We start from the raw sequence: 24,135 nt of genomic DNA on the forward strand, positions 1-24,135 counted from the left end.
AAAAAGCCTTAGTTTCCACTAAGGCCTTTAATCAAAAATTACAGCACACGAACGGCAAATTGTGGTGTAAACCATTGAATACTATTATACTCTAAAGGTGTTCCTGGTTGAGAAGCATGGATATAATTCCCTCCACCAGTTGCAATTGCCACATGATATGTTCCACCTGGACTACCCCAGAAATATAGATCTCCTGGTTGTGCTTCTTCTACTGAAATTCGAGTTCCAGCACTCTCTTGAGCACCTGTCCAACCTCCGATTTCCATTCCATATGTTTCTCTAAATACATATTGAGTAAATCCTGAACAGTCAAATCCTGAGGGTGACTTACCTCCCCATACATAAGGGGTACCTAAATACTTCTCTGCGTTTCCAATTAACGAGCCAGTATTATATGATAAATCTTCTGTTGTTTCCACTACTTCTTCATAGGTTGTTTCCTCATATGTTGTCTCTGGAACTACCTCTTCATAAGTGGTTTCCACCGTTTCCTCATATGTTGTCTCTGGAACCACTTCTTCATAGCTTGTTTCTACTACTTCTTCATAAGTCGTCTCTGGAACCACTTCTTCATAGCTTGTTTCTACTACTTCTTCGTAAGTTGCCTCTGGAACCACTTCTTCATAGCTTGTTTCTACTACTTCTTCGTAAGTTGCCTCTGGAACCACTTCTTCATAGCTTGTTTCTACTACTTCTTCGTAAGTCGTCTCTGGAACCACTTCTTCATAGCTTGTTTCTACTACTTCTTCGTAAGTTGCCTCTGGAACCACTTCTTCATAGCTTGTTTCTACAATTTCTTCATAAGTTGCCTCTGGAACCACTTCTTCATAGCTTGTTTCTACAATTTCTGGTTGTACAGCTTCATAGCCTGTTTCTTGGTTTTCAGTATAAGTAGTTTCCGCTCCTTCAGTTGGCACTGTTTCTACAACAACAGGCTCACTTACTACTGATTCTTCTATATATGGAGTTTCTTTTGCTGCTAGAACAACATCTTCTCCAACGGGTTCAGTTTCCGCAACAGGGACTACTTCTGTTTCAAAAGCGACCATTTCAGCCTCTAAGGCTAAACGATTCTCTTCTGCTAAGGTAGCATCGTTTGCTAATTGACTATAGGCTAATTCAGCTTCAGCGGTTTCAACCTCTAAATCACCTTTTAAAGCCTCCAAGCTAGTCATACTTGCAATTTTTTCTGCTTTAGCATCTTCTGTTGCTGCTACTTTTTCTTCTACCGCTTCTTTATCTTCTTTTTGACTAGATAGTAAATCTTTATTTGCACTTACAAGTTTACGAATAACATCTATACGTCCTACAAAGTCAGAAATAGAATCTGAAGATGCAATGGCATTAATATAATTTGTAGCGCCACCATTCTCTTGAATAGACACTGCTTGCTCTGCAATCAGTTCTTGACGTTTATCAATTTGTTCTTGTAAGTCTTCAATCTCTGAATTTAATTCTTCAATCTTTTTATCATCTTCCACAATTGAGCTTTGTAGTTCATTAGCTTCTTCCTTGATCGATTCAATTTGATTATAAGAATTGACTAATTGTGCATATAATTGTGTTTGTTCAGGTGTTAAATTATTGATTGCTCCTTGTGCTTCGTTAGCAACCTCATCATAATCCTGAGCTAATACACTGATGTTGCTTGTCGTTGATAATACGACTGCTGAAGTTAATAAAGTTTTGAATAAGCTTTTTTTGAAAGTATTCTTCATAATTTATTACGACTCCTTTGAATGTTTAAAATTTATTTTCTTTTTTAATTTTGATGGTTTATTTAATAAATACAAAAAATCAATTTGCGAATAATTCCACAAATTAAGGCCTGAATGAATATTAACACAATCTTCAAAGAAAATACTATTTTTCGCCAATTCGTATAGGAGTTGTAATAGAAACGTAACAAAGTAAGCCGTGCTGTCTTTCGCCACAAGCATAGCACATACCCTAAATACTCATTATGAATACGTCACCAACGTATAATTTTTCTTCCCACGTCGCACAATGATATACTTTGAACCTATTGCGTCAGAGGATTTCACAGTATATTCAAGATCGGTTATTTTCTCGCCATTCAACAATATGGCACCATTTGAAACAAATTCACGAGCTTCTCTTCTCGATTTAACAATGCCGGTTTCCACTAGCCAAAGAACAATATTTTGCTCTTTCACTTCATAGTTTACCTGTGGCATATTTTGAAAGCCTGCTTCAATTTGTTTAAGGGTTAATTCTTGCACATTACCGGTAAATAATGCCTCGGTAATTAGTAACGCTTCCTGTAATGCTTCTTCACCATGAACAAATCGTGTAATTTCTTCGGCTAACCGTTTTTGAGCACTTCTTAAGTGAGGAGCTTCACTTATTTCCTTTTCAAGCTCCGCAATTTCTTCTTGGCTCAAGAAAGTAAAATATTTTAAATATTTTACGACATCATTGTCTGCTTGATTTAGCCAAAATTGATAAAATTCATAAGGAGTCGTTTTCTCTGCATCCAGCCAAATAGTTGCCCCTCCAGCTGATTTGCCAAATTTAGTTCCATCTGATTTAAGCATCAAAGGGATCGTTAGGCCATATGCTTCTGCCTCTGAGCCTTCCATTCGCCGTATAAAATCTAAACCTGCCGTAATATTTCCCCACTGATCAGCCCCACCTACTTGTAACTGAACCCCAAACGCTTGGAACAAGTGATGAAAATCAACAGATTGAAGAATTTGATACGCAAATTCTGTAAAAGAAATCCCAGTATCTAATCGACTGGACACAACATCCTTTGCTAACATCGTATTAATATTGAAGTGTTTTCCATAATCGCGCAAAAATTCTAAAAGAGAGAAGTTACTCAGCCAATCATAATTATTCACAATCTTGAAACTATTTTCACTAGCATCCTCTTCTAAAAACAAACGTTTCATTTGAGCAGTCAATTTACGAGCATTTTCTTCAACAGTCTCCATTGTTTGCAAAGTCCTCTCGCTAGTTCTCCCCGATGGATCTCCAATAGAACCCGTAGCCCCTCCAATCACAACAATTGGTTGATGACCCGCTAATTGAAATCTTTTTAAGACCATAAAAGGAATCAAATGACCAATGTGCATCGAATCTCCTGTCGGATCAACCCCACAATATAAAGTAACAGCTTTACTCTCTAATAATTTTTTTAAACCTTCACTATCTGTTTGCTGATTAATTGCTCCACGCCATTCTAAATCCTCAACGATTTCCATTTTACCACTCCTAATCTCTTCCTTTAAAACATTATAATTTGATTTTAATCTTCTTGCAAGATAGCTTATATTGAATCTTCATCCCAGTTTTCTCGACTCCAAGCTTTTCCATCTAATTTCGACTGACTCATCATTAGCACCTCTGCTTGTTGAAGAAATAAGTCATGAGCAATCGTAAGGATTGCTTTGGTGGGATAATCTTTTGCCGCCGCTTGCCACTTTATCATGTGTTCTTTATATTGTTCTTGCATCTTTATTCCTCCCACCTCATTGATTCAATAAATTTATTTCTTCCAATTCCTGCAGTCCGTTCTCAAAGTCATTCATAAATTGCTGAAATATCAGAGAGTCAATTGGTGAAAGCTCCAAATTTATTGCTCTCATTTTGTCTAGTACATAAGACTGGAGTGCATAAAAATCTTCAACCAGACCTTGTTCAAGATACATGGAATACTCCATCATTAAACGCATTTTCTCTTTTTCTATTTTATTTTGAAACTGATAAATAACAAAAGGTTCTAAAAAATGTAACCCCATATAATTTGCCCATGCAAAATATGGGGATAATAAGCTAGATAACGTAACACCATCTCTTCCTCCAAGCTGATAATGACTTGGTCTCGCTCCAACGACACAAACAATTCCAAAATCTTTACCACTTAACGCCTGTTTAAACTTAGCTAGCTTTAATACATTACCAAAAACTTGATCTAACCATACCTTCATAATTGCAGGCGCTTGATACCAATAAAGCGGGAATTGAAAAATAACTCGATCATATTTTTGCAAACGTTCTAATTCTATGTCATCATCAAATTTAGTATTCTGTTTGTATTCTACTGATAAGTCTACATAATCGGTTTTTGTCATTGAGCGCCCAGCGGCAAGCAAAAACTGTTGGCTTGACGAAGAGCTAGCATCATCATGTGCAATATAAATAATTGTTCTCATAATCCGCCCCCATTTTCCTACGCTAAGTGAATTATATCAGAAAACACACTTAACAATTTGTTAAGTGTGTTTTCTGATCATCTAATATATTGAAGCCTACGTTGTTTCTGTGAATGGTGGTGTCTCTGTATGAGTTGTTTCCACCGGATCAGGTTCTGGATCGATCCAAGGATCTCCCGGATCAGTCCAATCATCATCTGGTGTATCATCATAATAATAATCGTTCGACGTTGTCTCAATAGTTGTGACAGTCTCTTCAATCGTTGATTCTTCTTCCGTTGTAGTTGTTTCTTCCACTGTAAACAGATCAAAATTATCCTCAAGAGCCGCAGTCAAACGTTGCGAAGGTTCTACTGCAATAAGTAACAAATTATAATATTGTGGTACTGTTTTTGAAATTTCAACTACTTTTTCAACAAATAAATCCGTATACTTCTGTGCTTTTTGATCATATTCTTTATACAAGTCAGGTAAAGTGTCTTTAATTTTTTCTAATTCATCATCGAAGTCAGCCATTGCTTGTGCAATTTGCCCAATATTTCCATCTAAGATCTCAATGTCTTCAATCTTTTTAATTCCTTCTGATAAAATTTTATCAGCGTTCATGTCGTTCTCCGCCTGGTCTATTAATTGATTAATAGCTTGCTGGAACTTATCTAATGCTTGACGATTTCCACCATCGCCTGTTGACTCTGAAATAGATTCTTCTGAATCATTCATAAAATAATGTTCTTGTTTAACTTTTTTCACTTTTTCTGCTGTCAAATCCTCATTATAAGCGAGATCATCCTTCACTTGATTTCCATTAATAGCCGCTTGTTTCCCTTGATATAGTTTGTTTACAGCTGATTGAGCTTCAAAACGATCTTGTAAAACTGAAATTTCTTCTAAGTATTCCTCTTTAACAAGAGTGGCTTCATTCAATTTATCAACTTGCTCATTTAACTCTTTAATTTTATCAGCCGAAATATCAGTAACTAAAAAATCCTTCTTTTCATCAAAATACAAAGCATCAATCTGCTTTTGTATCTTATCATCCGTTTTTTCTGTCTGCTGGGAATTTGTATTCTGTGTATGCTTAGCTGTAGAATTTGATTCCATATAATTGTACAAAGTAAGCACCCCACCTAAAAGTACAATTAGTACTAAAGTAATTATCACCTTTAGTTTATTGCCCATTACTATAACTCTCCTTTTACCTCTTCCTAACTGGTGTATAACTGAATTGATCTAGCAAGGGTATATTTTATACTATTCGCTTTGTTTTGGCAATGTAATGATAAAGATAGAACCTTTCCCAAGTTCGCTTTCCACTTCTATTTTGCCATCATGCGCATCTACTAAAGACTGAACAACAGCTAATCCAATCCCTGATTCACCATACTTTGTATTTTTTCTGGAAACATCTACTTTATAAAACCTTTCCCATATAGACCTTACTTGATCACTATCAATACCTATCCCATGATCAATCACTTGTATTTCACACGCTTCTTTTAGCATTCGTCCTTTAATCAAAATTTCACTGTCTTCAGAGAATTGAATAGCATTTGTCACCAAATTAATCAGTATTTGAATCAGGCGATCATAATCAGCCCAAATCACAAGATCTTCCTCTGCTTCAACCAGAATGGTGTCTCCTTTATCTTCAGCTTTTGATTGCATTTGCGCTCGGATATGCTCAAATAATTCTGGTCCATTTATGAGTGTCTTCTTTAATACAATTTGGCGGTTACGAATTTTTTCATAATCTAAATTTTCATTTACCAAACGTGTCAAACGTTGAGTTTCCGAGTGAACTAATTCTAAACTTCGTTCTTTCTGATTTTCTGGAATCATATCATATTTAAGACCTTCCAGCAAACCGCTCATGGTTGTGAGAGGTGTTCGCATTTCATGGGCAACATCCATCATAAATTGTCGACGCCAACCTTCTTGTCGCTTCACTTCTTCTTGGTATTCAACTAAGGAATCTGCCATCACTTGGAAATCTCGCGCAAGATCTGCAAACTCATCTTTACCTGCAGTATTAACTTGGACATGATAATTACCTGAAGCAATCTCCTGACTTGCTTTCTGTAACTGCTTAAGCTTGCGCGTTTGATAAATAGCAAATACTACACTCACCAATATTCCTAATAGACCTGCAATTAAATATGCAATTCCTACTTGATCTTGCATCGCTGACACTTGTTCTTCTAAATCTTCTAAAGGTGCACCTAAACTAATAAAACCTTTTGGGAAACCAGCTACTTGATTCTCTTCCAGTGGTATATAGACTGTAGCCATTTGTAATTGCGTATCTGGATCTAAAAAACGCTGAGAAAAGCGCAATCCTACATTTCCACCTTCAGCAATCTCTTTCAAGTCCTTCTCACTCAATTGTGAGCTATATTTCTGATCGTAGGTTGGATAAATAATTCGACCATCACTCAAATAAACCTGGATGACAATTTTTTCACTTGATAATAACTTTGATGCAATCACTAAATCATTTCTAGAAAATTGATTATCTACTATATTCTCTCCGTACAACAATAATTGTTGCTCTCGATCATGATAAATTCTCTTTTCCATATAAGCAGTGATCTGATAGGCAGACAAAGTTAAAGCCGTCATAAGAACGATTAAAAAGACCGTAATTTGCTGCCAAAGATATTTCATAACCTATTCTCCCTGTTCTTCGAATTTATAGCCTACTCCCCAAACTGTTTGAACTAATTGAGGTCCATATTTCTCAATTTTTTGACGTAATTTTTTAATATGAGCGTCCACAGTTCTTTCATCACCAAAAAAAGGATCCTCCCAAATACTTTTTAAGAGTTGTTCCCGACTAAATACCCGTTTAGGATGTTTAGCAAACATCACAAATAAATCAAATTCCTTAGGAGTCAAATTGTCAATCAAGTTTCCATTATAATAGGCTTCACGGGTTGAAGTATTAATTTTGACGGTTGCCGTTTTGACGTTGAATTTATCTTCTTCCTCTTGAACTCCCTCACTCGGTATAACCTGAGCTCGACGATGTAAAGCCTTCATTCTAGCAAGTAACGTTAAGGGGCTAAAAGGTTTAGTTACATAGTCATCCGCTCCCATCTCTAAACCAATGACTTGATCACTTTCTGAGTCTTGAGCGGTCAGCATAATAATAGGAGTTTCCTTTGAAATTTCCCTAATCTTACGGCAAATGGTCATTCCGTCCATTGATGGTAAATTGAGATCCAAAATAACAAGATCCCACTCAAATGGCCGTTCTTGATATGCTTCAAAACCTTCTTTGCCATCACCATGGAAGGTAGAATTAAAACCTTCTTTTTCAAAAAACATTCCCATCATTTCACAAACTGATTCATTATCTTCAATCATCAAAACTTTCATGAACTTGTTTCCTCCTCTATCAAGGTTCTGCTTTCTTCTTGAATAAATATGTGATTCCATTATACACAATTTTAATCTTATCGCCTATTGCATTTAATACATCAGACCCTAGACTGAACCCCCTCAATAGCTTGTATTGAGGGGGTCTCATTTAATTTTCTCTATGACTTCTTCGACGACTTCTTGTGGAAGTGTCATTTCATCCCGATCAAGATTCATTCCTTCGCCCTCACCAATCTTTCGATGATGCGGTTTATCTAACAAAGTAATTTCGTTAACATTACATTCAATGACGTACACTTCCTTACCTGCAGAATCCGTATATTTTCGGCTCTGCATTCCCCCTGCCAAAACAACTCTTTGCCCTTTACAAGCATACCGCATCAAAAGTTTCGCAAGGGTATTCCATGCAACAAAAGGAATGAAGTCAGTAATAGAATCTCCATTCCGATCTTTATAAGTTCGGTTAACCGCCAAAACATTATTAACAACATGGCGATCCTCCCCTACTTTTTTTATTTCAAGCTCACGACAAATTCTTCCCACTAGTATTACTTGATTCATAGCTTTCCTCCTTAGTATAGCAGTACTAATAATTACCCTACTATTACTAATTTGCGCTATTTTCTAATCAGATTCTACTAACTTCTCTGCAATTTCCACTATTTTCCGCAAGCGATGATTCACGCCAGACTTAGAAATGGGTCCCCCTGGTATTTGCTCTCCCAATTCTTTCAAGCTTAATTCTGGATTTTCCAATCTAAATTTAGCCATCGTCTGAAGCTTTTCTGGCAAAATTGCTAACCCTTTTTTCATTTCAATCAACTTAATGGCTTCTGTCTGTCTCTGTGCCGCATCGATCACTTTATTTAAATTAGCGTTCTCACAGTTAACCAAACGATTCACTGAATTTCTCATATCACGAACAATTCGGATATCTTCAAAATTTAACATTGCTCGATTTGCTCCTATAACCGCTAAAAAGTCAGCAATTTTTTCAGCTTCTTTAATATAAGTGATATAACCATTACGCCGAATTATTGTCTTAGCATTCAGATGAAAACTATTCATCATGTTGCAAAGATCTTCATTGTGATCTTCATAATTTGAATATATTTCTAAATGGTAAGAAGATGACTTAGGATCATTAACGGACCCTCCCGCTAAAAAAGCTCCACGAAGATATGATCTTTTTTTAGGTTCACTATTCATAATTTCTGCTGAAACACGAGGGTTTAATTGCATATTGTCAAATATCTCTAAATCTTTCAGTATCTCATGAACCCTATAACGACAGCGTACAATATAAATATTATTCTTCTTCAATTTCATTTTACGTCGAACAATCAACTCACTTTCAGCTTGAAAGTAGTCTTTAAGTAAGACATATATTCTACGGGCTATCGCTGCATTTTCACTCTGAACATTTAAGATAAAATGTTGCTGATAGATACTTACTGCTCCGTTCATTCTGATCAAAGCGGTTAATTCAGCCCTTGCATGTTCTTTATGTACTTCAAGCAAAGTACATTCTTTTTTCACTTCAGCAGCAAAGGTCACAGCCTTCCCCTCCCACATATTTCATCAAAATACATTTTAGGAAATAGGACATTTATTCCAGCTATTTTGATTTTTTATATTTAACTTGGCGGTTTCTAACAAATGTTTTAACTCCTCCACAACTTTGTCAGTATCATGATAAGCTCCGCCTGCCTTCATACTGAGAAATTCGCTGGAAATAACTCTGCAACCCTGTCTCCTTAAACCATCAAAATCATGCTTAACTTGTAATAAGTACTCTTCATTTGGTTGATTAATAATATAATCTGCAGGCACTTCAGTTGTATTAACCAATACAGTGTCAATAAAAGTTCCGCCTAAATGATTATGGAGTACTTCTACATGATCTGCATCAGTAAAATTTTCTGTTTCGCCTAATTGAGTCATAATATTGCAGATATAGACCACATGAGCTTGAGTGCTATTAACTGCTTCTCCAATTTCTTTTATCATTAAGTTTGGTAAGATACTAGTATATAAGCTCCCTGGCCCTAAAACAATCAAGTCAGCTTCCATAATCGCATTCACTACATTGGGAGCCGCAGCAATCGCATTCTCCCCTTCTATTGTCATCACATTGACTTCTTGAATTTTCTTACGGTGTAAAGCAATTTTAGATTCACCAACCGCAATCGTACCATCCTCGAATAAAGCATTCAATATTAAAGGTTCAGGTGCTGCAGGCAATATGTCCCCTTTAATGTGCATATATTTACTAAGGATTTCTATGGATTCAGAAAGAGAGCCTTTCATTTCTTTTAAAGCAGCAATCAATAAATTTCCAATAGCGTGCCCTGAAAAAAAATCGTCATCCGTATTAAAACGGTATTGAAAAAGGTCGATTAAAGTAGAATCAGCTTCTGATAAAGCGCACATACAGTTTCGGATATCTCCTGGAGGAACAACGTTAATATAATCTCTAATCACTCCAGATGAGCCTCCATCATCCGCAACCGTTACGATCGCAGTAATATGTGCATCTAAATTTTTTAATCCTCTTAAAATGACAGGCAATCCTGTTCCGCCACCAATTACCGCTACTTTATAACGAGGTTTATTTGCATGTGTCATTCCCAGCATCCTTCTCTATAACTTGTGTTTGATTATGTTCTTTATCACGATGAAACACTCTAACTGTATATTGTTGATGAATAAAGTGCTCCCCTAATCTTTTAGCAATTGCAACGGACCGATGTTGTCCACCGGTACAACCAATAGCAATGGTCACTTTAGCTTTTCCTTCACGTTTATAACCTGGTAAACAATAATCAAATAAATCAATTAATTTATGATAGAAGATCTCTGTTTCAGGCTGTTTCATTACATAGTCATATACCGCTTTATCTGTCCCTGTTTTAGTTTTTAATTCCTCAATATAATAAGGATTCGGTAAGAATCTAACGTCCATTACTATATCAGCATCAATCGGAATGCCATATTTAAAACCAAAGGAAAGGACTTCAACTTGAAAAGTCGTTTGATCATCGCAAGCAAAGTGCTCAATAATCATCGAACGTAATTCTTTCGGTTGCATGTTTGAAGTATCTACAATCATTTGGGCTCGTGTTCGCAAGTCTAATAATAATTGCCGCTCCTTCTGAATGGCTTCCAACGTCGGACCTTCTTCACCGTGTGCTAAAGGATGGGTTCGCCTAGATTCTTTGTACCGAGATACTAACGACTGATCATTCGCTTCTAAAAATAGAATTCGAGTTGTAATATCTTGGGTGTTATCCATCGCTGATATCACATTCGATAGTTCATCAAAAAAATCTCTCGTTCGTAAATCAATCACTAAAGCTATTTTTGTAATTTTTCCTGTTTCTTTCATTAATTGCCAAAAAGTAGGCAATAAACTTGGTGGCATATTATCAATACAGTAATAACCTAGATCTTCAAAACTTTGGACTGCAACAGTTTTTCCTGCACCGCTCATCCCCGTAATAATGACTAATTCTAAACTATCTGCCATGTTTTGCCTCATTTCTGCTTGATTATAGCAAAGCTCATTCTTAGTATATCATAAACTAGCGCAGACGGTACTCTTGGGTATGTTGTTTGAAAACAACAAGAGCCCACAGTGCTTTCCACGGGCTCTTCATCTACTCTACTTAGTAAGTGATTTTAAGACTTCTTCATATTTAGCTGCCTTTTCTTCCACTTCTTGCTGATTATTTCCAGATGCCCCAATATATAATTTTATCTTAGGTTCTGTACCACTTGGTCTTAAGGCCATCCAAGACTGATCTTCCAGCACAAATTTTAAAGCATCTGATTTAGGATAAGTCAATTGTGTTTCTCGCCCATCCTCATAAATTAACTTACCGCTTAAGTAGTCAATTCTTTCTATCACTTTAACCCCTGCGAATTCTTTGATTTCTTGTTGACGAATCTTGTCCATTATGGTCTTCATCTGTGCTTGTCCTTCCAATCCAGGATAGGAGACCGATATCGTCTTCTCAAAGAAATAACCATACTTCTGATAAATTTGATCTAAAGCATCTGCTAATGTATGTCCATGCTTTTTATGATAAGCAGTCAGTTCGGCTAAGACTACTAGGGCTTGGATCGCATCTTTATCTCTTGCAAAAGGTTTAATTAAATAGCCAAAACTTTCTTCAAATCCCATTAAGAACTCATGTGATTCACTTTCTTCATATTGTTTAATTTTTTCTGCTATAAATTTAAAACCTGTTAGCACTTCGATCATCTCAACGTCATATGCGTCACAAATTCTATCTGCTAAATTTGTCGAAACCATTGATTTAACAACAGCCCCATTACTAGGTAATTGCCCATTACTTTGTAAAGCCTGTAAAATATAATCTAACATAAGACAAGCAATTTGATTTCCAGTTAATAATTGATAACTGCCCTCTGCCGTTCTAATCATAGCACCTAAACGATCTGCGTCTGGGTCCGTTGCAAGCAGAATATCCGCTTCAATTGAGCGACCTAATTGTTCCGCTAAATCAAATGCTGCAGGTGATTCAGGATTTGGAGAGGTGACCGTTGGAAATGATCCATCTGCTTTTGCTTGTTCTTCGACCACATGAACATGAGTAAAGCCAGCTTGTTCCAACGCTTTCATCCCTAGATACATTCCCGTACCATGAAGAGGTGTAAAGACAATTTTAACCTCTTCTGCCATCGAATGGATAAGTTCAGAATCAATTGTAACAGTTTTCATTTTTTCTAAATAAGCTTGGTCTACTCGCTCTCCAATTATTTCAATTTGTCCTGATCCTAATAGTTCAGTTTTATTCCCTATTTCTACTGCTAAAGGATCGTCGATTTGCCGGACAAAGTCTGTTAATTTATCAGCTTCTTCAGGTGGCATCTGCCCCCCGTCTTCCCCATATACTTTATACCCGTTATACTCAGCAGGATTATGACTTGCCGTAATCATAATGCCCGCATATGCATTCAAGTATCGAACAGTAAATGATAAAGTTGGAGTAGGCCTTAAGCTTTCAAAAACATAAACTTTAATTCCATGGTTCCCCAATACTAAAGCAGCTTCCATCGCAAACTCTGGTGAAAAGTGTCTAGAATCATAAGCAATAGCAACGCCACGCTCCATTGCTTCAGAACCAGCTTCTTCAATTAATTTTGCCAGTCCTTCTGTTGCCTGTCTCACTGTATAAACGTTCATGCGATTAGGTCCAGCGCCGATCACACCGCGCATACCAGCTGTTCCAAAACTTAAAAATCCACCAAAAGCATCTTGTAGTTCTTCTTCAGTTTGATCTTCTAAAGCTGTCTGTACAGTCTGATCAAGACTTTCAGCATTTTTCCAATGATCATAGGTCTCGCGCCATTCCATACTATCGCCACCTTTCTTATAAAGATTATTATAGCATGTTTTATATAAAAAGGTGTAGCTTTATCCCAAAACGAATTAGGAGATAAGCCCCATATAATCGCATTCTTTATTTATTGCCAGAATTTTACTTCTTCTAAATAAATAATACGCCGGATGGCCGTCCGATGTATTTTCTGATGACCAATCCAAATATCTTCTCCATCATAACCCAATACATATCCTGTACAGTAAAAATAACGACCGTTCTCTAAAAAATTTAAAATCACTTGAATTCGGAGATGCTGAATATAAGCCATTTTTAATCTTTGTTCAATTTCATACTCTACTTGCTGAACAGGTGGTTCATAGCACTCACTATACTGTTCTGTCAACTCCCTCAAAACTTCACTATGTTCCGATAAAATAAAACCTTGCCACTTCACCATCCCACGATCTACTTTCAAATTTTCTCTATTTCGATAAAACTTTTCTTTCATTGAAACCACCTCACACTCACATTATACGAACATAAGTTCGTTTTTGCAAACGCAAGATTGACTCCTCACAAAAATACCTTTCAAGATTTTCATAGCTTTCATGCCATCAAATTTCTTGAAAGGTATTTTCCATGACTATTTATCAGCTAATGTCTGAATATACTGATAAGCCATATGTCCTGCATGGCTACCATCACCTACGGCTGTAGCGATCTGACGAAGATGAGTTTGTCGAACATCACCTACCGCATAAAGGCCTGGAATCGTCGTTTCCATTCGCTCATTCGTCACAATCCAGCCCTCTTCATCCGTTACACCTAGATTTCTGACTAACTCAGAATTAGGAATTAAACCAATATAGATAAAGACTCCCTCGCATGGTAAAAAACTTCGCTCCGCTGTTTTTAAGTTTTGTAATTGGACCCCTTTGACACTAAAATCGCCTTCAATTTCTTCTACTATACTATCCCAAATAAAATTTATTTTCTCATTATTAAAAGCACGATCTTGTAAAATTTGTTGGGCTCGTAATTCATCACGACGATGGATAATCGTTACTTTATCAGCAAATTGCGTCAAATAAACACCTTCTTCCACCGCAGAATCACCGCCTCCAACCACCACTAAATGACGATTTCTAAAAAAGAAGCCATCACATACCGCACAGTAGGAAACTCCTTGTCCACTCAACTTTTCTTCACCTGCAACTCCTAATTGGCGATGGTGAGATCCCGTTGCCATAATAACAACTGGAGCAATATACGTTGCGCCTTCAGTTTGAACATACTTCTCTTCATTGTGTATTTCAAGAGAAATAACATTTGCAGTAATATGCTCCGCACCAAAACTCATCGCCCCTTCGTAAATTTTAGCAGCTAATTCAGGCCCTGATATCTTTGAATAACCCGGATAGTTTTCTACATCTGCTGTATTATTGACCTCTCCCCCCGGTATTCCTTTTTCAATCATGACGGTTCTTAGATTTGCTCGAGAAGCGTACAAAGCAGCCGTCATCCCAGCTGGTCCTCCACCAATCACGATGACATCAACGTAAAATTCTTCCTGTGTAACTGACATAATATTCCACCACTCTCTTTAATTACTTTTCTTCATGTTGAGCCATTGAGGCTTCTTGTTTACCTGAACGGCTCATCAACTGGCGCATAACTTCCTTCAACTCCGCCTTCTCATATATCACCTGATATAACCCTTCAGTAATAGGCATCTCTACTTGATATTGTTGAGCCAACTCATATGCAACCCGACAAGTTGACATTCCTTCGACTACCATTCGAACCTTTTGTGTGACTTCTTCAGGTTGATATCCTTGAGCAAGCAAATTACCTGCCTGCCAATTCCGTGAATGAATACTTGTACATGTAACAATTAAATCCCCGACACCACTCAAACCAGCAAAAGTTAAAGGATCCGCTCCCATTTCAATACCAAGTCGAGAAATTTCAGCTAGTCCACGAGTTATTAAAGCCGCTTTTGCATTATCACCATATCCTAGACCGTGAAGGATCCCAGCTCCTAACGCAATAATGTTTTTAAGTGCTGCTCCTAATTCAACCCCAATCACATCAGTATTCGTATAGACCCTGAAATAGTGATTCATAAAACAAGCCTGTATTTTTTGAGCCGCTTCTAACGACTCACTGGCCGCTGTAATCGTTGTAATATCTTCCCGCGCTACCTCTTCAGCATGACTAGGCCCTGATAAAACCACTATTTCCTGATAAAGCTCACGGGGGACTACATCCGATATGATCTGGGAAACTCGCATATGTGTTTCTTGTTCTAAGCCTTTGCTCACATGAACTAAAAGGGGCTTCCTTGTTTTTCTGCTCAAAAAGGAATGTACCCCGCTCATAACTGATCGTATCGCCTTAGTTGGCAATGCTATTAAAATAATATCAGCCAATAAAATACTGTTTTCTAAATCATTTGAGGCTTTAATATTTTCAGGAAGTTTAAGTTCAGGCAAATAGGAAGTGTTCGTATGATACTTATTAATCTCTTCTGCAACAGAAGTATCTAGCCCCCACAATATCACTTGATGAGAATTATCTGCTAATACTTTGGCCAAAGCTGTTCCCCAAGACCCTGAACCAATAATTGATATGTTCATATAGTTACCCCTTCATCTTTATAAGCTGATCACTGTCAGTATATTTACGAATTTTTGTATTTGTCTTTCGCCGATAGATAAATATTATAACCGCACTCGCCACCAAGAATAAGGATAGCACTTGAGACACCCGGAAAGGTCCTAGATATAAACTATCTGTTCTCATCCCTTCAATATACGCTCGGCCTACCCCATACCAAATGACATATAACAGCGTAATATCTCCCTCCAACAAGAAATGTCTTTTTCTTCGTAAAACAAGCAAAAATATTAAACCTAACAAATTCCAAACAGATTCATATAAAAAAGTTGGATGTCGATATTGTCCCGCAATATACATTTGTTGAATAACAAATTCTGGCAAATACATTCTTTCTAAAAAGCTACGCTCTACTACTCCTCCAAAAGCTTCTTGATTCATAAAGTTACCCCACCTACCAATGGCTTGAGCTGCCATTAACGCCGGAGCTACCATATCAGTCATCAGTGGGATAGGGTATTCATATTTACGGCATAAATAAATTAAGGTGAATGCTCCCGCAATAATTCCACCATATATCGCAATACCGCCGTTCCAAATAGCAAGCACATCCAATATATTTTCACTATACTGTTCCCAAGAGAAAGCAACATAGTAAATTCGAGCTCCCACAAACCCGATAATAATAGACCAAAACATTAAATCAAATGCTTTCTCCGCATCCATTCCCTTTCGCTTGATCTCAAAAGTATAAAGAAAATATCCTGTAACCATTCCCAATCCGATCAACAGCCCATACCAATAAACAGGCCAAGAACCTAAGCGAAAAGCGATAGGGTCTAATTGATTAAAGAATACGAATGACAAATTACCCATCATTTTCAGCCTCTCGATTTGATAGAATTAAGGCATCTAATTTATTATTAAAAGTTTCCGTAGCATCGAATCCCATTTCATTTGCTCTAAAATTCATGGCAGCAGCTTCAATAATTGCAGCTAAATTCCGTCCAGTTTTAACAGGTATCCGAATCCTAGGTATCTGAACATCAAAAATCCGATCATATTCTCGTCCAGAACCCAAACGGTCATACTCAATTTGCCCCGTATCCAATACCATTTCAATAATAACTTCAAGCTTTTTAGACCGAACGATTGCTGAAACTCCGTATAAGCTCATCACATCTACAATACCTAAGCCCCGTATTTCGAGAAGATTTTGCAGAATTTCTGGTGCCTCTCCCATCAAAGTGAGTTCATCAATCATATAAAATTCCACCCGATCGTCTGCAATTAAACGATGTCCTCTTTGAATAAGTTCCAAAGCCGTTTCAGATTTACCAACACCAGACGTTCCTGTCAACAGAACCCCCATTCCAAACACTTCTAAAAAGACTCCGTGCTTAGAAAAACGCTCAGCTAATTTTCCTTCTAAAAAGTTTGTTAAGTTAGCTAAAACACGACTGGTCTTAGATCGAGCACTAATAATAGGCACTTTCATTTCATGCGCAACATAAACCAACTCTGGAGGAGTATCAATTTTGCGTGCCACTACAATGGCAGGTGTATCTTCACGACATATTGAACGGAATTTTTCCATTCTTTCACGACTCGTCTGTGAATTTAAATAAGATATCTCCGTCCGCCCAATTAATTGAATACGCTCACTTGGATAGAACTCTTTGAATCCTGATAAAATTAAACCTGGTCTTGAAACTTCGCTCGAGATAATTTTATTTGAAGCAAACTCATGACCATATACAATTTCCATATCTAATGTATTAATTAAATCCTGGACAGTAACATATTTGTGCATTCCATGTCCCCCATTCATATCATTCATAAGAATGTTACCATAGAAAAACCGCCCTGACTAGCAGAGAGAGACGCTTATCAGAAGACAAAAGCCACATGCAAAGTTGCATGTGGCTGAAATTTTTTTATTAATTAAAAGTCACTCCAATGATCTTCATCTGCTGGAGTTACATCTTGACGATGACCACTCATTGAACGCTGAAAACCTCTCTGACTTGTTATTTGACCCGCATCGCTGACTTGATAATCATATGGCATAATTAATGCCAAGATGATGTAGGGAAATAATCCTACAGAGAAAACAAACATCAAAATCACAAAAAGAATTCGGAAAAGGGTCGAATCAATATTGAAATATTCACCTAAACCTCCACAAACTCCAAAAATACGTCTGTCAGTCGATGAACGGGTTAATCTTTTAGGGTGTGCCATTATAATTCCTCCTTGGTTAAATCATTATCTTTTAGGTAAATATTACCAGCTGTTAAAGTTAAATCCAGTTGCACTGCTGATTCAGGATCATTAGATTGTCTTTCTAGCTTTGCCTTCTTACCTTCTTCAGAAATTTCTTCTATATCAAGGCTAGCCATTCGGTGCTGAATTTTACCAGCAGAAGTTTTCAAATTAGCTCTAAAAGCTTGCTCTGAAGGTAAACTCACTTTCAAATTACCATGCATAGTTTCCACAGAGATATTAGCAGCAACAGAATCACATTTGGTAATGTAAAAATTACCATTCACTGTGTTCGCTTTAATGTCGCCAACCTCTCCATTCATTCTAAAATTACCATTAATATTTTTCAAACCAATAGAAGAAATCTTACTGTCAGCTATTTCAACATTGCCATTCACTAAATCTAAATCTAATAATTCAATTGAAACTTGCTCTAATTCTACATTACCCAATTTAGTATCTAATTTCATTTCACGTGCTTCGACATGACTCATATTTAAATGCCCACGCTTACTTGTGCATATCACATCAACACATTCCAAATCATTTATAACCATATTCCCATTAAGTGTTTTTAGATTGATCGTTTGATAATCCTTATGAGGAACCTTAATAGTGGCATCCATCATTAACTTAGGAGAGGGAACATGAATAATCAGTTTGCCCTCAATCGTCTCAAATGTACTCATCTCTGTCACTAACTCCGGTGTCAAAGTTTCAATATTTCCATGATGTTTTATAGACGCATCCACCACAATGGACTCTCCTTCATAAGCTTCTAGCTGAAGGTTGCCATTCAAGACATCAATATCCAACTCTTGGATATCGGATGCTTCAAATGTAAACTGATGAGATAGGCTTTGGGTTTTAACCCAAGGAACATTTAAAGAAACATTCACATCTTTAGTAGTAAAATTACTCATGGTCGACTTAACCAGTTCTGTTACTTGGTGCCCTAATTTTCGCCCTTCTCGACTAGCTTCTTGGCTAAAATTACTTGCCTTCTCATTGAGCACTTCGGTTGATTTCTCCAAAAAGGCTCTAAAATCGGGGTCTGATTTTTGATCTTGTTGGCATTTATCATGCAATTCTGTTTGCTGTTTATAAAGAAGCTCAATTTGTTCTTCTAAATCAGCAACTTTTTGCTTAATTTCTTCTTCTTCTTCTCGAAGTTTTGCCTCTTGCTCTTTCAATTCAGGAGTCATCTCATCAATTTCAGCATAAATTTCAAGTTCCCTTTGTCTTTGCTGCACAATAATTGCTTCTTCATGGGCTTGGTGCAACTGCTCATTTAACTGCTCAATCTGGTCGGAAATTTCTTGACCTTTAGTCTTATACTCATGAACCTGAGCTTGATATTCTGCTGTCTCTTCCTCAGAGATTGGATCAGGAGATGGTTCTGATTTCTCCGGTTTATCTGCTGTCTTTTCTAATGAATCATTGACCTCTTGAATCACTGTGCTTCCTGCATCCACTACTTCTTTTACCACTACAGATCCTACATTTACAACGGATTTGAAGAAGCGATTTAAACCATCTTTCGATTTTTTATTTTTATCTTCAACATTTTTTTTAGGTTTAGAGGTTTCAACGTTAGTTTCCGTCTGGTCACCACTCGCTTCTAAAAGACGCAAAGCTTCATCCATGGATATAACATTTTGACGAACTAATTCAATGATGCGTTCTTTTTCATTCATATTTTTTCCTCCTATTAGCTTATCATCTATCTACAATATTTATTATGTCATCGTTTGACAGTTTAATCATAGGTCCCTAGGCTGATCTTGAATACTTTCCTAATGGACTATGTCCATTATCGCAATCATCTAAACAAAAAGCATAGGACTTGGGGCCTAACTTCCCCAAACCTATGCCAAAGAACCAATGATTTTTATTTTTTCGGTTGATCACGTTGAATAATCCCTTTTAAATATTGGCCTGTAAAGCTGTTCGCAACTTCGGCCAATTCTTCAGGCGTCCCAGTGGCAATTACTTCTCCCCCACGTTCACCACCTTCTGGTCCCATATCAATAATATAATCTGCTGTTTTAATGACATCCAAATTATGTTCAATAATCACCACCGTATTTCCAGCATCTACTAAACGGTTAATAACATTTAATAATTTTTGAATATCGTGAGCATGTAAGCCTGTAGTTGGCTCATCTAGTATATAAAGTGTGCTTCCATTCGATACTCGATGCAATTCAGAAGCAAGCTTCATTCTTTGAGCTTCTCCTCCTGATAAAGTTGTAGCGGATTGTCCCAAACGAATATATCCCAAACCGACATCCTGTAAGGTTTGCATTTTACGTGAGATCTTCGGTTGCGCAGAGAAAAAATCAACCGCTTCATCAACTGTCATATTCAACACTTCTGAAATATTTTTTCCTTTATACTTAATCTCCAACGTTTCAGAATTATATCTTGCTCCATGACAAATTTCACAAGGAACATATATATCCGGTAGAAAATGCATTTCTATTTTAGTAATTCCCCCACCTTGACATGCTTCACATCTTCCTCCCTTAACATTAAAAGAGAAACGTCCTTTTTTATAGCCTCTCATTTTGGCATCATTCGTACTTGCAAACAATCCTCGAATATCATCAAACACAGACGTATAAGTAGCTGGATTCGAACGAGGTGTTCGTCCAATCGGACTCTGATCGATATCGATTACTTTCTCTAAACTTTCATAACCCAGAATTTCTTCAAATATCCCTGGTCGTTCTTTTGTGGAAGTCAGGCGCTTCGTTAACGCCACTTTTAATATCCGATTCACTAAAGAAGACTTTCCTGAACCCGAGACTCCCGTCACACAAGTTAAGCGTCCAATTGGAAACTTTACATCAATATTCTTTAGGTTATTCTCTCGAGCTCCCTTAATTTGAATCCAACCCCGATCTTCATCTCGGCGTTCGTTAGGTAAAGGTATGCCCAAATCTCCGCGGAGATACTTTCCTGTTAGAGATTGTTCCGTTGCCATCACTTCTTTAGGAGTACCTGCTGCAATAATTTGTCCACCTTGCTCGCCCGCTCCGGGACCAATATCAATCAAATAATCGGCAGCAAGCATCGTCTCTTCATCATGTTCTACTACTATTAAAGTATTTCCTAAATCTCGCATTTGAATAAGGGAATTAATTAATCGATCGTTATCTCTTTGATGCAAACCAATAGAAGGCTCATCTAATATGTAGAGAACACCACTCAGCTGCGATCCTATCTGTGTCGCCAGTCTAATCCTCTGCGCCTCTCCTCCAGATAAAGAACCCGCAATACGGTCTAAAGTTAGATAATCTAAACCTACATTATCTAAAAAACTGAGTCGATCAATAATTTCTTTGAGAATCGGCTTAGCAATCATTCGATCATGCTCCGAAAACGTAATTTCCTCAAAATAATTCTTTGCCCATCCAATTGACATTTTTGTTACTTCGGCAATATTTTTGTCTTGTACTTTAACCGAGAGTGCTTCTTCATTTAATCGCTGTCCTTTACAAGTGGGACATTCTAATTCCTGCATGTACTCTCTTAACACTTCGCGCATATAATTCGAACCGGTTCCATTATAGCGCCGTTCAACATTATTCATAACTCCTTCAAAAACCTGATCAACTGTTCGTTTTCTCCCACCATGCATGGGCTCAAATGTAAATTTAAAGGTAAAATGAGGATCGCCATACTTTAATACTTGCTGCTCCTCTTCTTCTAAATCCTGGTAAGGAATATCCATTGAAATTCCTTTGGCCTCAGCAAATTGTTCCAGCATCGAAGCATAGTAGCCAGAACCTTTTTTGCCCCACGGGACAAAAGCTCCCTCGGCCAAACTTAGACTCGGATCCACAATGATCAATTCTTCATCTGGAGTTAAGCGAGCCCCCAACCCATCACAAGCTTCACACGCACCAAAAGGAGCATTAAAAGAAAACAATCGAGGTTGAATTTCATCTACTGAAAAGTCACAAAAAGGACAGGCAAAATGCTCATTAAAATAAAGAGGCTGGCCGTCAATTACATCTACAACCATATAGCCTTTAGAAAAAGTGATCGCTGTCTCAACAGAATCAAATAAACGCGAACGAATACCTTCCTTCATAATTAGACGATCTACAACTATCTCAATTGTGTGTTTAATATTTTTTTCTAACTCAGGGACCTCGGATATATCATATATTTCACCATCAACTCTGACACGTGCATAACCTTCCTTAGCGATTTTTTCTAAGGCTTTCTTATGTTGTCCACGTTGATTACGAATATGAGGAGCTAAAATTTGAATTCTTGTCCGCTCAGGTAACTCTAAAATTCGATCAACCATCTGATCAATTGTTTGACGCTCAATCGGAATGTGGTGCTTGGGACAATACGGCACCCCAACACGTGCGTATAACAAACGCAGAAAGTCATTAATCTCAGTGGCTGTTCCTACTGTCGACCTCGGATTCTGGCTAGTCGTTTTCTGATCAATCGAAATAGCAGGACTCAGCCCTTCTATCGAATCGACTTCCGGTTTATCCATTTGGCCTAGAAATTGGCGTGCATAAGCTGATAAACTTTCAACATACCGTCTTTGCCCTTCAGCATACAAGGTATCAAAAGCCAAAGACGATTTTCCCGATCCTGATAATCCTGTTATCACAACTAATTGATCACGAGGTATTTCAATATTAATATTTTTAAGATTATGGGTGCGTGCCCCTTTTACGGTAATTTTGTCTTTAGCCATCGTTATGATCACTCCTTCATCATTATACACGCTACATTATAGCATAATCATTTCGAATAAACAGAATATACGTTCGTAAAAAAAGCCTCAAAAAAGATATCCGTTAAATCTTTAATGTGCTACAATATGCCTATTATCAATATAAGGAGTGAAGAAAATGCAGCTAGTAAAAAAAGGAAAAACAAAAGATGTCTATCAATTGGAGAACGGTCACTACCTTCTAAAATTCAAAGATGATGTAACAGGCGAAGATGGAAAATTTGATCCTGGAGCAAACTCAGTTGGATTAAGTATCGAGGGTGTGGGGCGTGCAGGCTTAGAAATGTCTAGCTACTTTTTCGATCAATTGAATCAAGCGAATATTGCGACCCATTTTGTTAAGGCCAATTTGGATGAACAGACAATGGAAGTTAAACCTGCCCAAGTTTTTGGTAAGGGATTAGAAGTCATTTGTCGCCTGAAGGCCGTTGGTTCCTTCTATCGTCGTTATGGAGAATACATTGAAGAAGGCGCTGATTTACCTCAATTTGTTGAATTCACTATTAAAGATGATGAACGACAAGATCCTCCTATTAATGCTGAAGGATTAATGATCCTAAATATTTTGAATGACAAACAAATCGAACAAATCATTTCTCTCACTCGTCAAATTACTAGTCTTGTAGCGAAAGATCTAGCTCAGCATCAATTAGATCTCTATGATATTAAATTTGAATTCGGACTATTAGAAGGCAGTGAGGAAGTTGTTTTAATTGATGAAATCTCTGGTGGAAATATGCGTGTTTATCAAGGAGATCGTTATATTGAACCTTTAGAACTCCATAGAATCTTATTTTCCAAGTAAACACCTCAGAAATCGGATATAATTAAATGCCTCAATATCAGCAAAATTTTAAAAATCAACTGGATCTTTAGAATTCTACCAATGATAGTGGGGCTCTCTTTCACTCATTAATCCATAGGAGTCGAAAAGTTTTATGACTAAAATCAAACAACCTTTGTACCAGCAAATTGCACTCCAATTAGCTGAAATGATTGCAAATGGCTATTATCACCAGGGACAGAAACTATTTGTCCGATCAGATATTGCCAGTCAATTTGACGTTTCCTCAGAAACTGCTCGAAAGGCAGTCCAAGTTCTAGTGGATCTGGCCATCATGGAACCTCACCACGGGTCAGGAACAATCGTTGCTTCAACCGAAAAAGCAGTCCAATACTATGAAAAATACCAAAGCTCTATGACGATCGATAAAATGCGGTCAGAACTTATGACAAGTATTGAACGACAGACCCGTGAGTGGAATCATATCCAAGATCAGTTATCACAACTCTTAACCTATACTCGTCAAGTTAATCAAGAAAATCCCTTCATTCCTTATGAGTTAGAAATCACCCAGAATGCCCAACATATTGGAAAAACAGCGGGAGAACTTAAACTGTGGCAAACCACAGGTGCCACTATTATAGCTATCCAGCACGAAAAGGACCTTATTTTATCACCAGGTCCTTATGCCAAAGTGACAATCGGGGATATCTTATATTTTATTGGCGACGAAGATGCCATGCATCGCATGCAACAATTTTTCTACTCCCCTACATTATAAAA

22 protein-coding genes are annotated in these 24,135 nt (G+C 37.3%); 2 read left to right on the plus strand and 20 right to left on the minus strand.

Features of this window, described 5'->3' with window-relative positions; translation table 11 throughout:
* Positions 1-38 precede the first annotated feature (38 nt).
* The 20 genes from HZY91_RS06225 to uvrA all read right to left on the minus strand — a co-directional run bounded on the left by HZY91_RS06225 (position 39) and on the right by uvrA (position 22,529).
* Complete coding sequence (locus HZY91_RS06225) at positions 39-1,718, minus strand: C40 family peptidase (protein WP_197115412.1); 1,680 nt, start codon at positions 1,716-1,718, stop codon at positions 39-41.
* A 243-nt stretch (positions 1,719-1,961) separates the two neighbouring features.
* Entirely contained in the window at positions 1,962-3,230 is a 1,269-nt protein-coding gene (gene tyrS, locus HZY91_RS06230; RefSeq protein ID WP_197115413.1) for a tyrosine--tRNA ligase, read from the minus strand.
* A 65-nt stretch (positions 3,231-3,295) separates the two neighbouring features.
* On the minus strand, positions 3,296-3,481 hold the full coding sequence (locus tag HZY91_RS06235) for a hypothetical protein (protein WP_197115414.1): 186 nt from the start codon (positions 3,479-3,481) through the stop codon (positions 3,296-3,298).
* A 16-nt stretch (positions 3,482-3,497) separates the two neighbouring features.
* Positions 3,498-4,181, minus strand: coding sequence for an NAD(P)H-dependent oxidoreductase (locus tag HZY91_RS06240; RefSeq protein ID WP_197115415.1), 684 nt, complete (start codon positions 4,179-4,181; stop codon positions 3,498-3,500).
* A 96-nt stretch (positions 4,182-4,277) separates the two neighbouring features.
* Entirely contained in the window at positions 4,278-5,360 is a 1,083-nt protein-coding gene (locus tag HZY91_RS06245) for a hypothetical protein (RefSeq protein ID WP_197115416.1), read from the minus strand.
* Between the two features lie 72 nt (positions 5,361-5,432).
* Positions 5,433-6,845, minus strand: a complete 1,413-nt coding sequence (locus tag HZY91_RS06250; protein ID WP_197115417.1) for an ATP-binding protein — start codon at positions 6,843-6,845, stop codon at positions 5,433-5,435.
* A 3-nt stretch (positions 6,846-6,848) separates the two neighbouring features.
* Positions 6,849-7,559, minus strand: coding sequence for a response regulator transcription factor (locus tag HZY91_RS06255; protein ID WP_197115418.1), 711 nt, complete (start codon positions 7,557-7,559; stop codon positions 6,849-6,851).
* A gap of 147 nt (positions 7,560-7,706) precedes the next feature.
* On the minus strand, positions 7,707-8,123 hold the full coding sequence (locus HZY91_RS06260) for a single-stranded DNA-binding protein (protein WP_197115419.1): 417 nt from the start codon (positions 8,121-8,123) through the stop codon (positions 7,707-7,709).
* Between the two features lie 63 nt (positions 8,124-8,186).
* Positions 8,187-9,119 carry a DNA-binding protein WhiA gene (whiA, locus tag HZY91_RS06265; protein ID WP_197115420.1) on the minus strand — a complete coding sequence of 311 codons (933 nt, stop codon included), beginning with the start codon at positions 9,117-9,119 and terminating at the stop codon, positions 8,187-8,189.
* Between the two features lie 36 nt (positions 9,120-9,155).
* Entirely contained in the window at positions 9,156-10,190 is a 1,035-nt protein-coding gene (locus HZY91_RS06270; RefSeq protein ID WP_197115421.1) for a gluconeogenesis factor YvcK family protein, read from the minus strand.
* Entirely contained in the window at positions 10,174-11,091 is a 918-nt protein-coding gene (rapZ, locus tag HZY91_RS06275; RefSeq protein WP_197115422.1) for an RNase adapter RapZ, read from the minus strand. Before rapZ ends, HZY91_RS06270 begins: the two co-directional genes overlap by 17 nt.
* A 135-nt stretch (positions 11,092-11,226) precedes the next feature.
* Entirely contained in the window at positions 11,227-12,945 is a 1,719-nt protein-coding gene (locus tag HZY91_RS06280) for a phospho-sugar mutase (protein ID WP_197115423.1), read from the minus strand.
* Between the two features lie 110 nt (positions 12,946-13,055).
* Positions 13,056-13,421 carry a hypothetical protein gene (locus HZY91_RS06285; protein ID WP_197115424.1) on the minus strand — a complete coding sequence of 122 codons (366 nt, stop codon included), beginning with the start codon at positions 13,419-13,421 and terminating at the stop codon, positions 13,056-13,058.
* A 135-nt stretch (positions 13,422-13,556) separates the two neighbouring features.
* Positions 13,557-14,498, minus strand: coding sequence for a thioredoxin-disulfide reductase (trxB, locus tag HZY91_RS06290; RefSeq protein WP_197115425.1), 942 nt, complete (start codon positions 14,496-14,498; stop codon positions 13,557-13,559).
* 22 nt (positions 14,499-14,520) lie between these two features.
* Positions 14,521-15,552, minus strand: coding sequence for an NAD(P)H-dependent glycerol-3-phosphate dehydrogenase (locus tag HZY91_RS06295; protein ID WP_197115426.1), 1,032 nt, complete (start codon positions 15,550-15,552; stop codon positions 14,521-14,523).
* A gap of 4 nt (positions 15,553-15,556) precedes the next feature.
* Positions 15,557-16,411, minus strand: coding sequence for a prolipoprotein diacylglyceryl transferase (lgt, locus tag HZY91_RS06300; protein WP_235991507.1), 855 nt, complete (start codon positions 16,409-16,411; stop codon positions 15,557-15,559).
* Positions 16,401-17,345, minus strand: coding sequence for an HPr(Ser) kinase/phosphatase (gene hprK, locus HZY91_RS06305; RefSeq protein WP_197115427.1), 945 nt, complete (start codon positions 17,343-17,345; stop codon positions 16,401-16,403). Before hprK ends, lgt begins: the two co-directional genes overlap by 11 nt.
* Positions 17,346-17,476: 131 nt before the next feature.
* Positions 17,477-17,776, minus strand: a complete 300-nt coding sequence (locus HZY91_RS06310; protein ID WP_197115428.1) for a PspC domain-containing protein — start codon at positions 17,774-17,776, stop codon at positions 17,477-17,479.
* Positions 17,776-19,494, minus strand: coding sequence for a DUF4097 family beta strand repeat-containing protein (locus tag HZY91_RS06315; RefSeq protein WP_197115429.1), 1,719 nt, complete (start codon positions 19,492-19,494; stop codon positions 17,776-17,778). The genes HZY91_RS06310 and HZY91_RS06315 overlap by 1 nt, the downstream gene beginning before the upstream one ends.
* 194 nt (positions 19,495-19,688) lie before the next feature.
* Complete coding sequence (uvrA, locus tag HZY91_RS06320; RefSeq protein WP_197115430.1) at positions 19,689-22,529, minus strand: excinuclease ABC subunit UvrA; 2,841 nt, start codon at positions 22,527-22,529, stop codon at positions 19,689-19,691.
* 157 nt (positions 22,530-22,686) lie between these two features.
* Between uvrA and HZY91_RS06325 the strand changes: the two genes are divergently transcribed.
* Together HZY91_RS06325 and HZY91_RS06330 are read left to right on the plus strand one after the other, a co-directional pair.
* Positions 22,687-23,373, plus strand: coding sequence for a phosphoribosylaminoimidazolesuccinocarboxamide synthase (locus HZY91_RS06325; protein WP_197115431.1), 687 nt, complete (start codon positions 22,687-22,689; stop codon positions 23,371-23,373).
* Between the two features lie 133 nt (positions 23,374-23,506).
* Positions 23,507-24,133 (plus strand): GntR family transcriptional regulator, encoded by a 627-nt coding sequence (locus HZY91_RS06330; protein ID WP_197115432.1) that lies wholly within the window; start codon positions 23,507-23,509, stop codon positions 24,131-24,133.
* Positions 24,134-24,135 lie beyond the last annotated feature (2 nt).

The organism is Facklamia lactis, assembly GCF_015863205.1.
GTDB lineage: Bacteria > Bacillota > Bacilli > Lactobacillales > Aerococcaceae > Facklamia > Facklamia lactis.

Coding starts and splice junctions, on each gene's coding strand:
- HZY91_RS06225 (WP_197115412.1), bottom strand. CDS start 1,718: ATGAAGAATACTTTCAAAAAAAGCTTATTCAAAACTTTATTAACTTCA.
- tyrS (WP_197115413.1), bottom strand. CDS start 3,230: ATGGAAATCGTTGAGGATTTAGAATGGCGTGGAGCAATTAATCAGCAA.
- HZY91_RS06235 (WP_197115414.1), bottom strand. CDS start 3,481: ATGCAAGAACAATATAAAGAACACATGATAAAGTGGCAAGCGGCGGCA.
- HZY91_RS06240 (WP_197115415.1), bottom strand. CDS start 4,181: ATGAGAACAATTATTTATATTGCACATGATGATGCTAGCTCTTCGTCA.
- HZY91_RS06245 (WP_197115416.1), bottom strand. CDS start 5,360: ATGGGCAATAAACTAAAGGTGATAATTACTTTAGTACTAATTGTACTT.
- HZY91_RS06250 (WP_197115417.1), bottom strand. CDS start 6,845: ATGAAATATCTTTGGCAGCAAATTACGGTCTTTTTAATCGTTCTTATG.
- HZY91_RS06255 (WP_197115418.1), bottom strand. CDS start 7,559: ATGAAAGTTTTGATGATTGAAGATAATGAATCAGTTTGTGAAATGATG.
- HZY91_RS06260 (WP_197115419.1), bottom strand. CDS start 8,123: ATGAATCAAGTAATACTAGTGGGAAGAATTTGTCGTGAGCTTGAAATA.
- HZY91_RS06270 (WP_197115421.1), bottom strand. CDS start 10,190: ATGACACATGCAAATAAACCTCGTTATAAAGTAGCGGTAATTGGTGGC.
- rapZ (WP_197115422.1), bottom strand. CDS start 11,091: ATGGCAGATAGTTTAGAATTAGTCATTATTACGGGGATGAGCGGTGCA.
- HZY91_RS06280 (WP_197115423.1), bottom strand. CDS start 12,945: ATGGAATGGCGCGAGACCTATGATCATTGGAAAAATGCTGAAAGTCTT.
- HZY91_RS06285 (WP_197115424.1), bottom strand. CDS start 13,421: ATGAAAGAAAAGTTTTATCGAAATAGAGAAAATTTGAAAGTAGATCGT.
- trxB (WP_197115425.1), bottom strand. CDS start 14,498: ATGTCAGTTACACAGGAAGAATTTTACGTTGATGTCATCGTGATTGGT.
- HZY91_RS06295 (WP_197115426.1), bottom strand. CDS start 15,552: ATGAACATATCAATTATTGGTTCAGGGTCTTGGGGAACAGCTTTGGCC.
- lgt (WP_235991507.1), bottom strand. CDS start 16,411: ATGATGGGTAATTTGTCATTCGTATTCTTTAATCAATTAGACCCTATC.
- hprK (WP_197115427.1), bottom strand. CDS start 17,345: ATGCACAAATATGTTACTGTCCAGGATTTAATTAATACATTAGATATG.
- HZY91_RS06310 (WP_197115428.1), bottom strand. CDS start 17,776: ATGGCACACCCTAAAAGATTAACCCGTTCATCGACTGACAGACGTATT.
- HZY91_RS06315 (WP_197115429.1), bottom strand. CDS start 19,494: ATGAATGAAAAAGAACGCATCATTGAATTAGTTCGTCAAAATGTTATA.
- uvrA (WP_197115430.1), bottom strand. CDS start 22,529: ATGGCTAAAGACAAAATTACCGTAAAAGGGGCACGCACCCATAATCTT.
- HZY91_RS06325 (WP_197115431.1), top strand. CDS start 22,687: ATGCAGCTAGTAAAAAAAGGAAAAACAAAAGATGTCTATCAATTGGAG.
- HZY91_RS06330 (WP_197115432.1), top strand. CDS start 23,507: ATGACTAAAATCAAACAACCTTTGTACCAGCAAATTGCACTCCAATTA.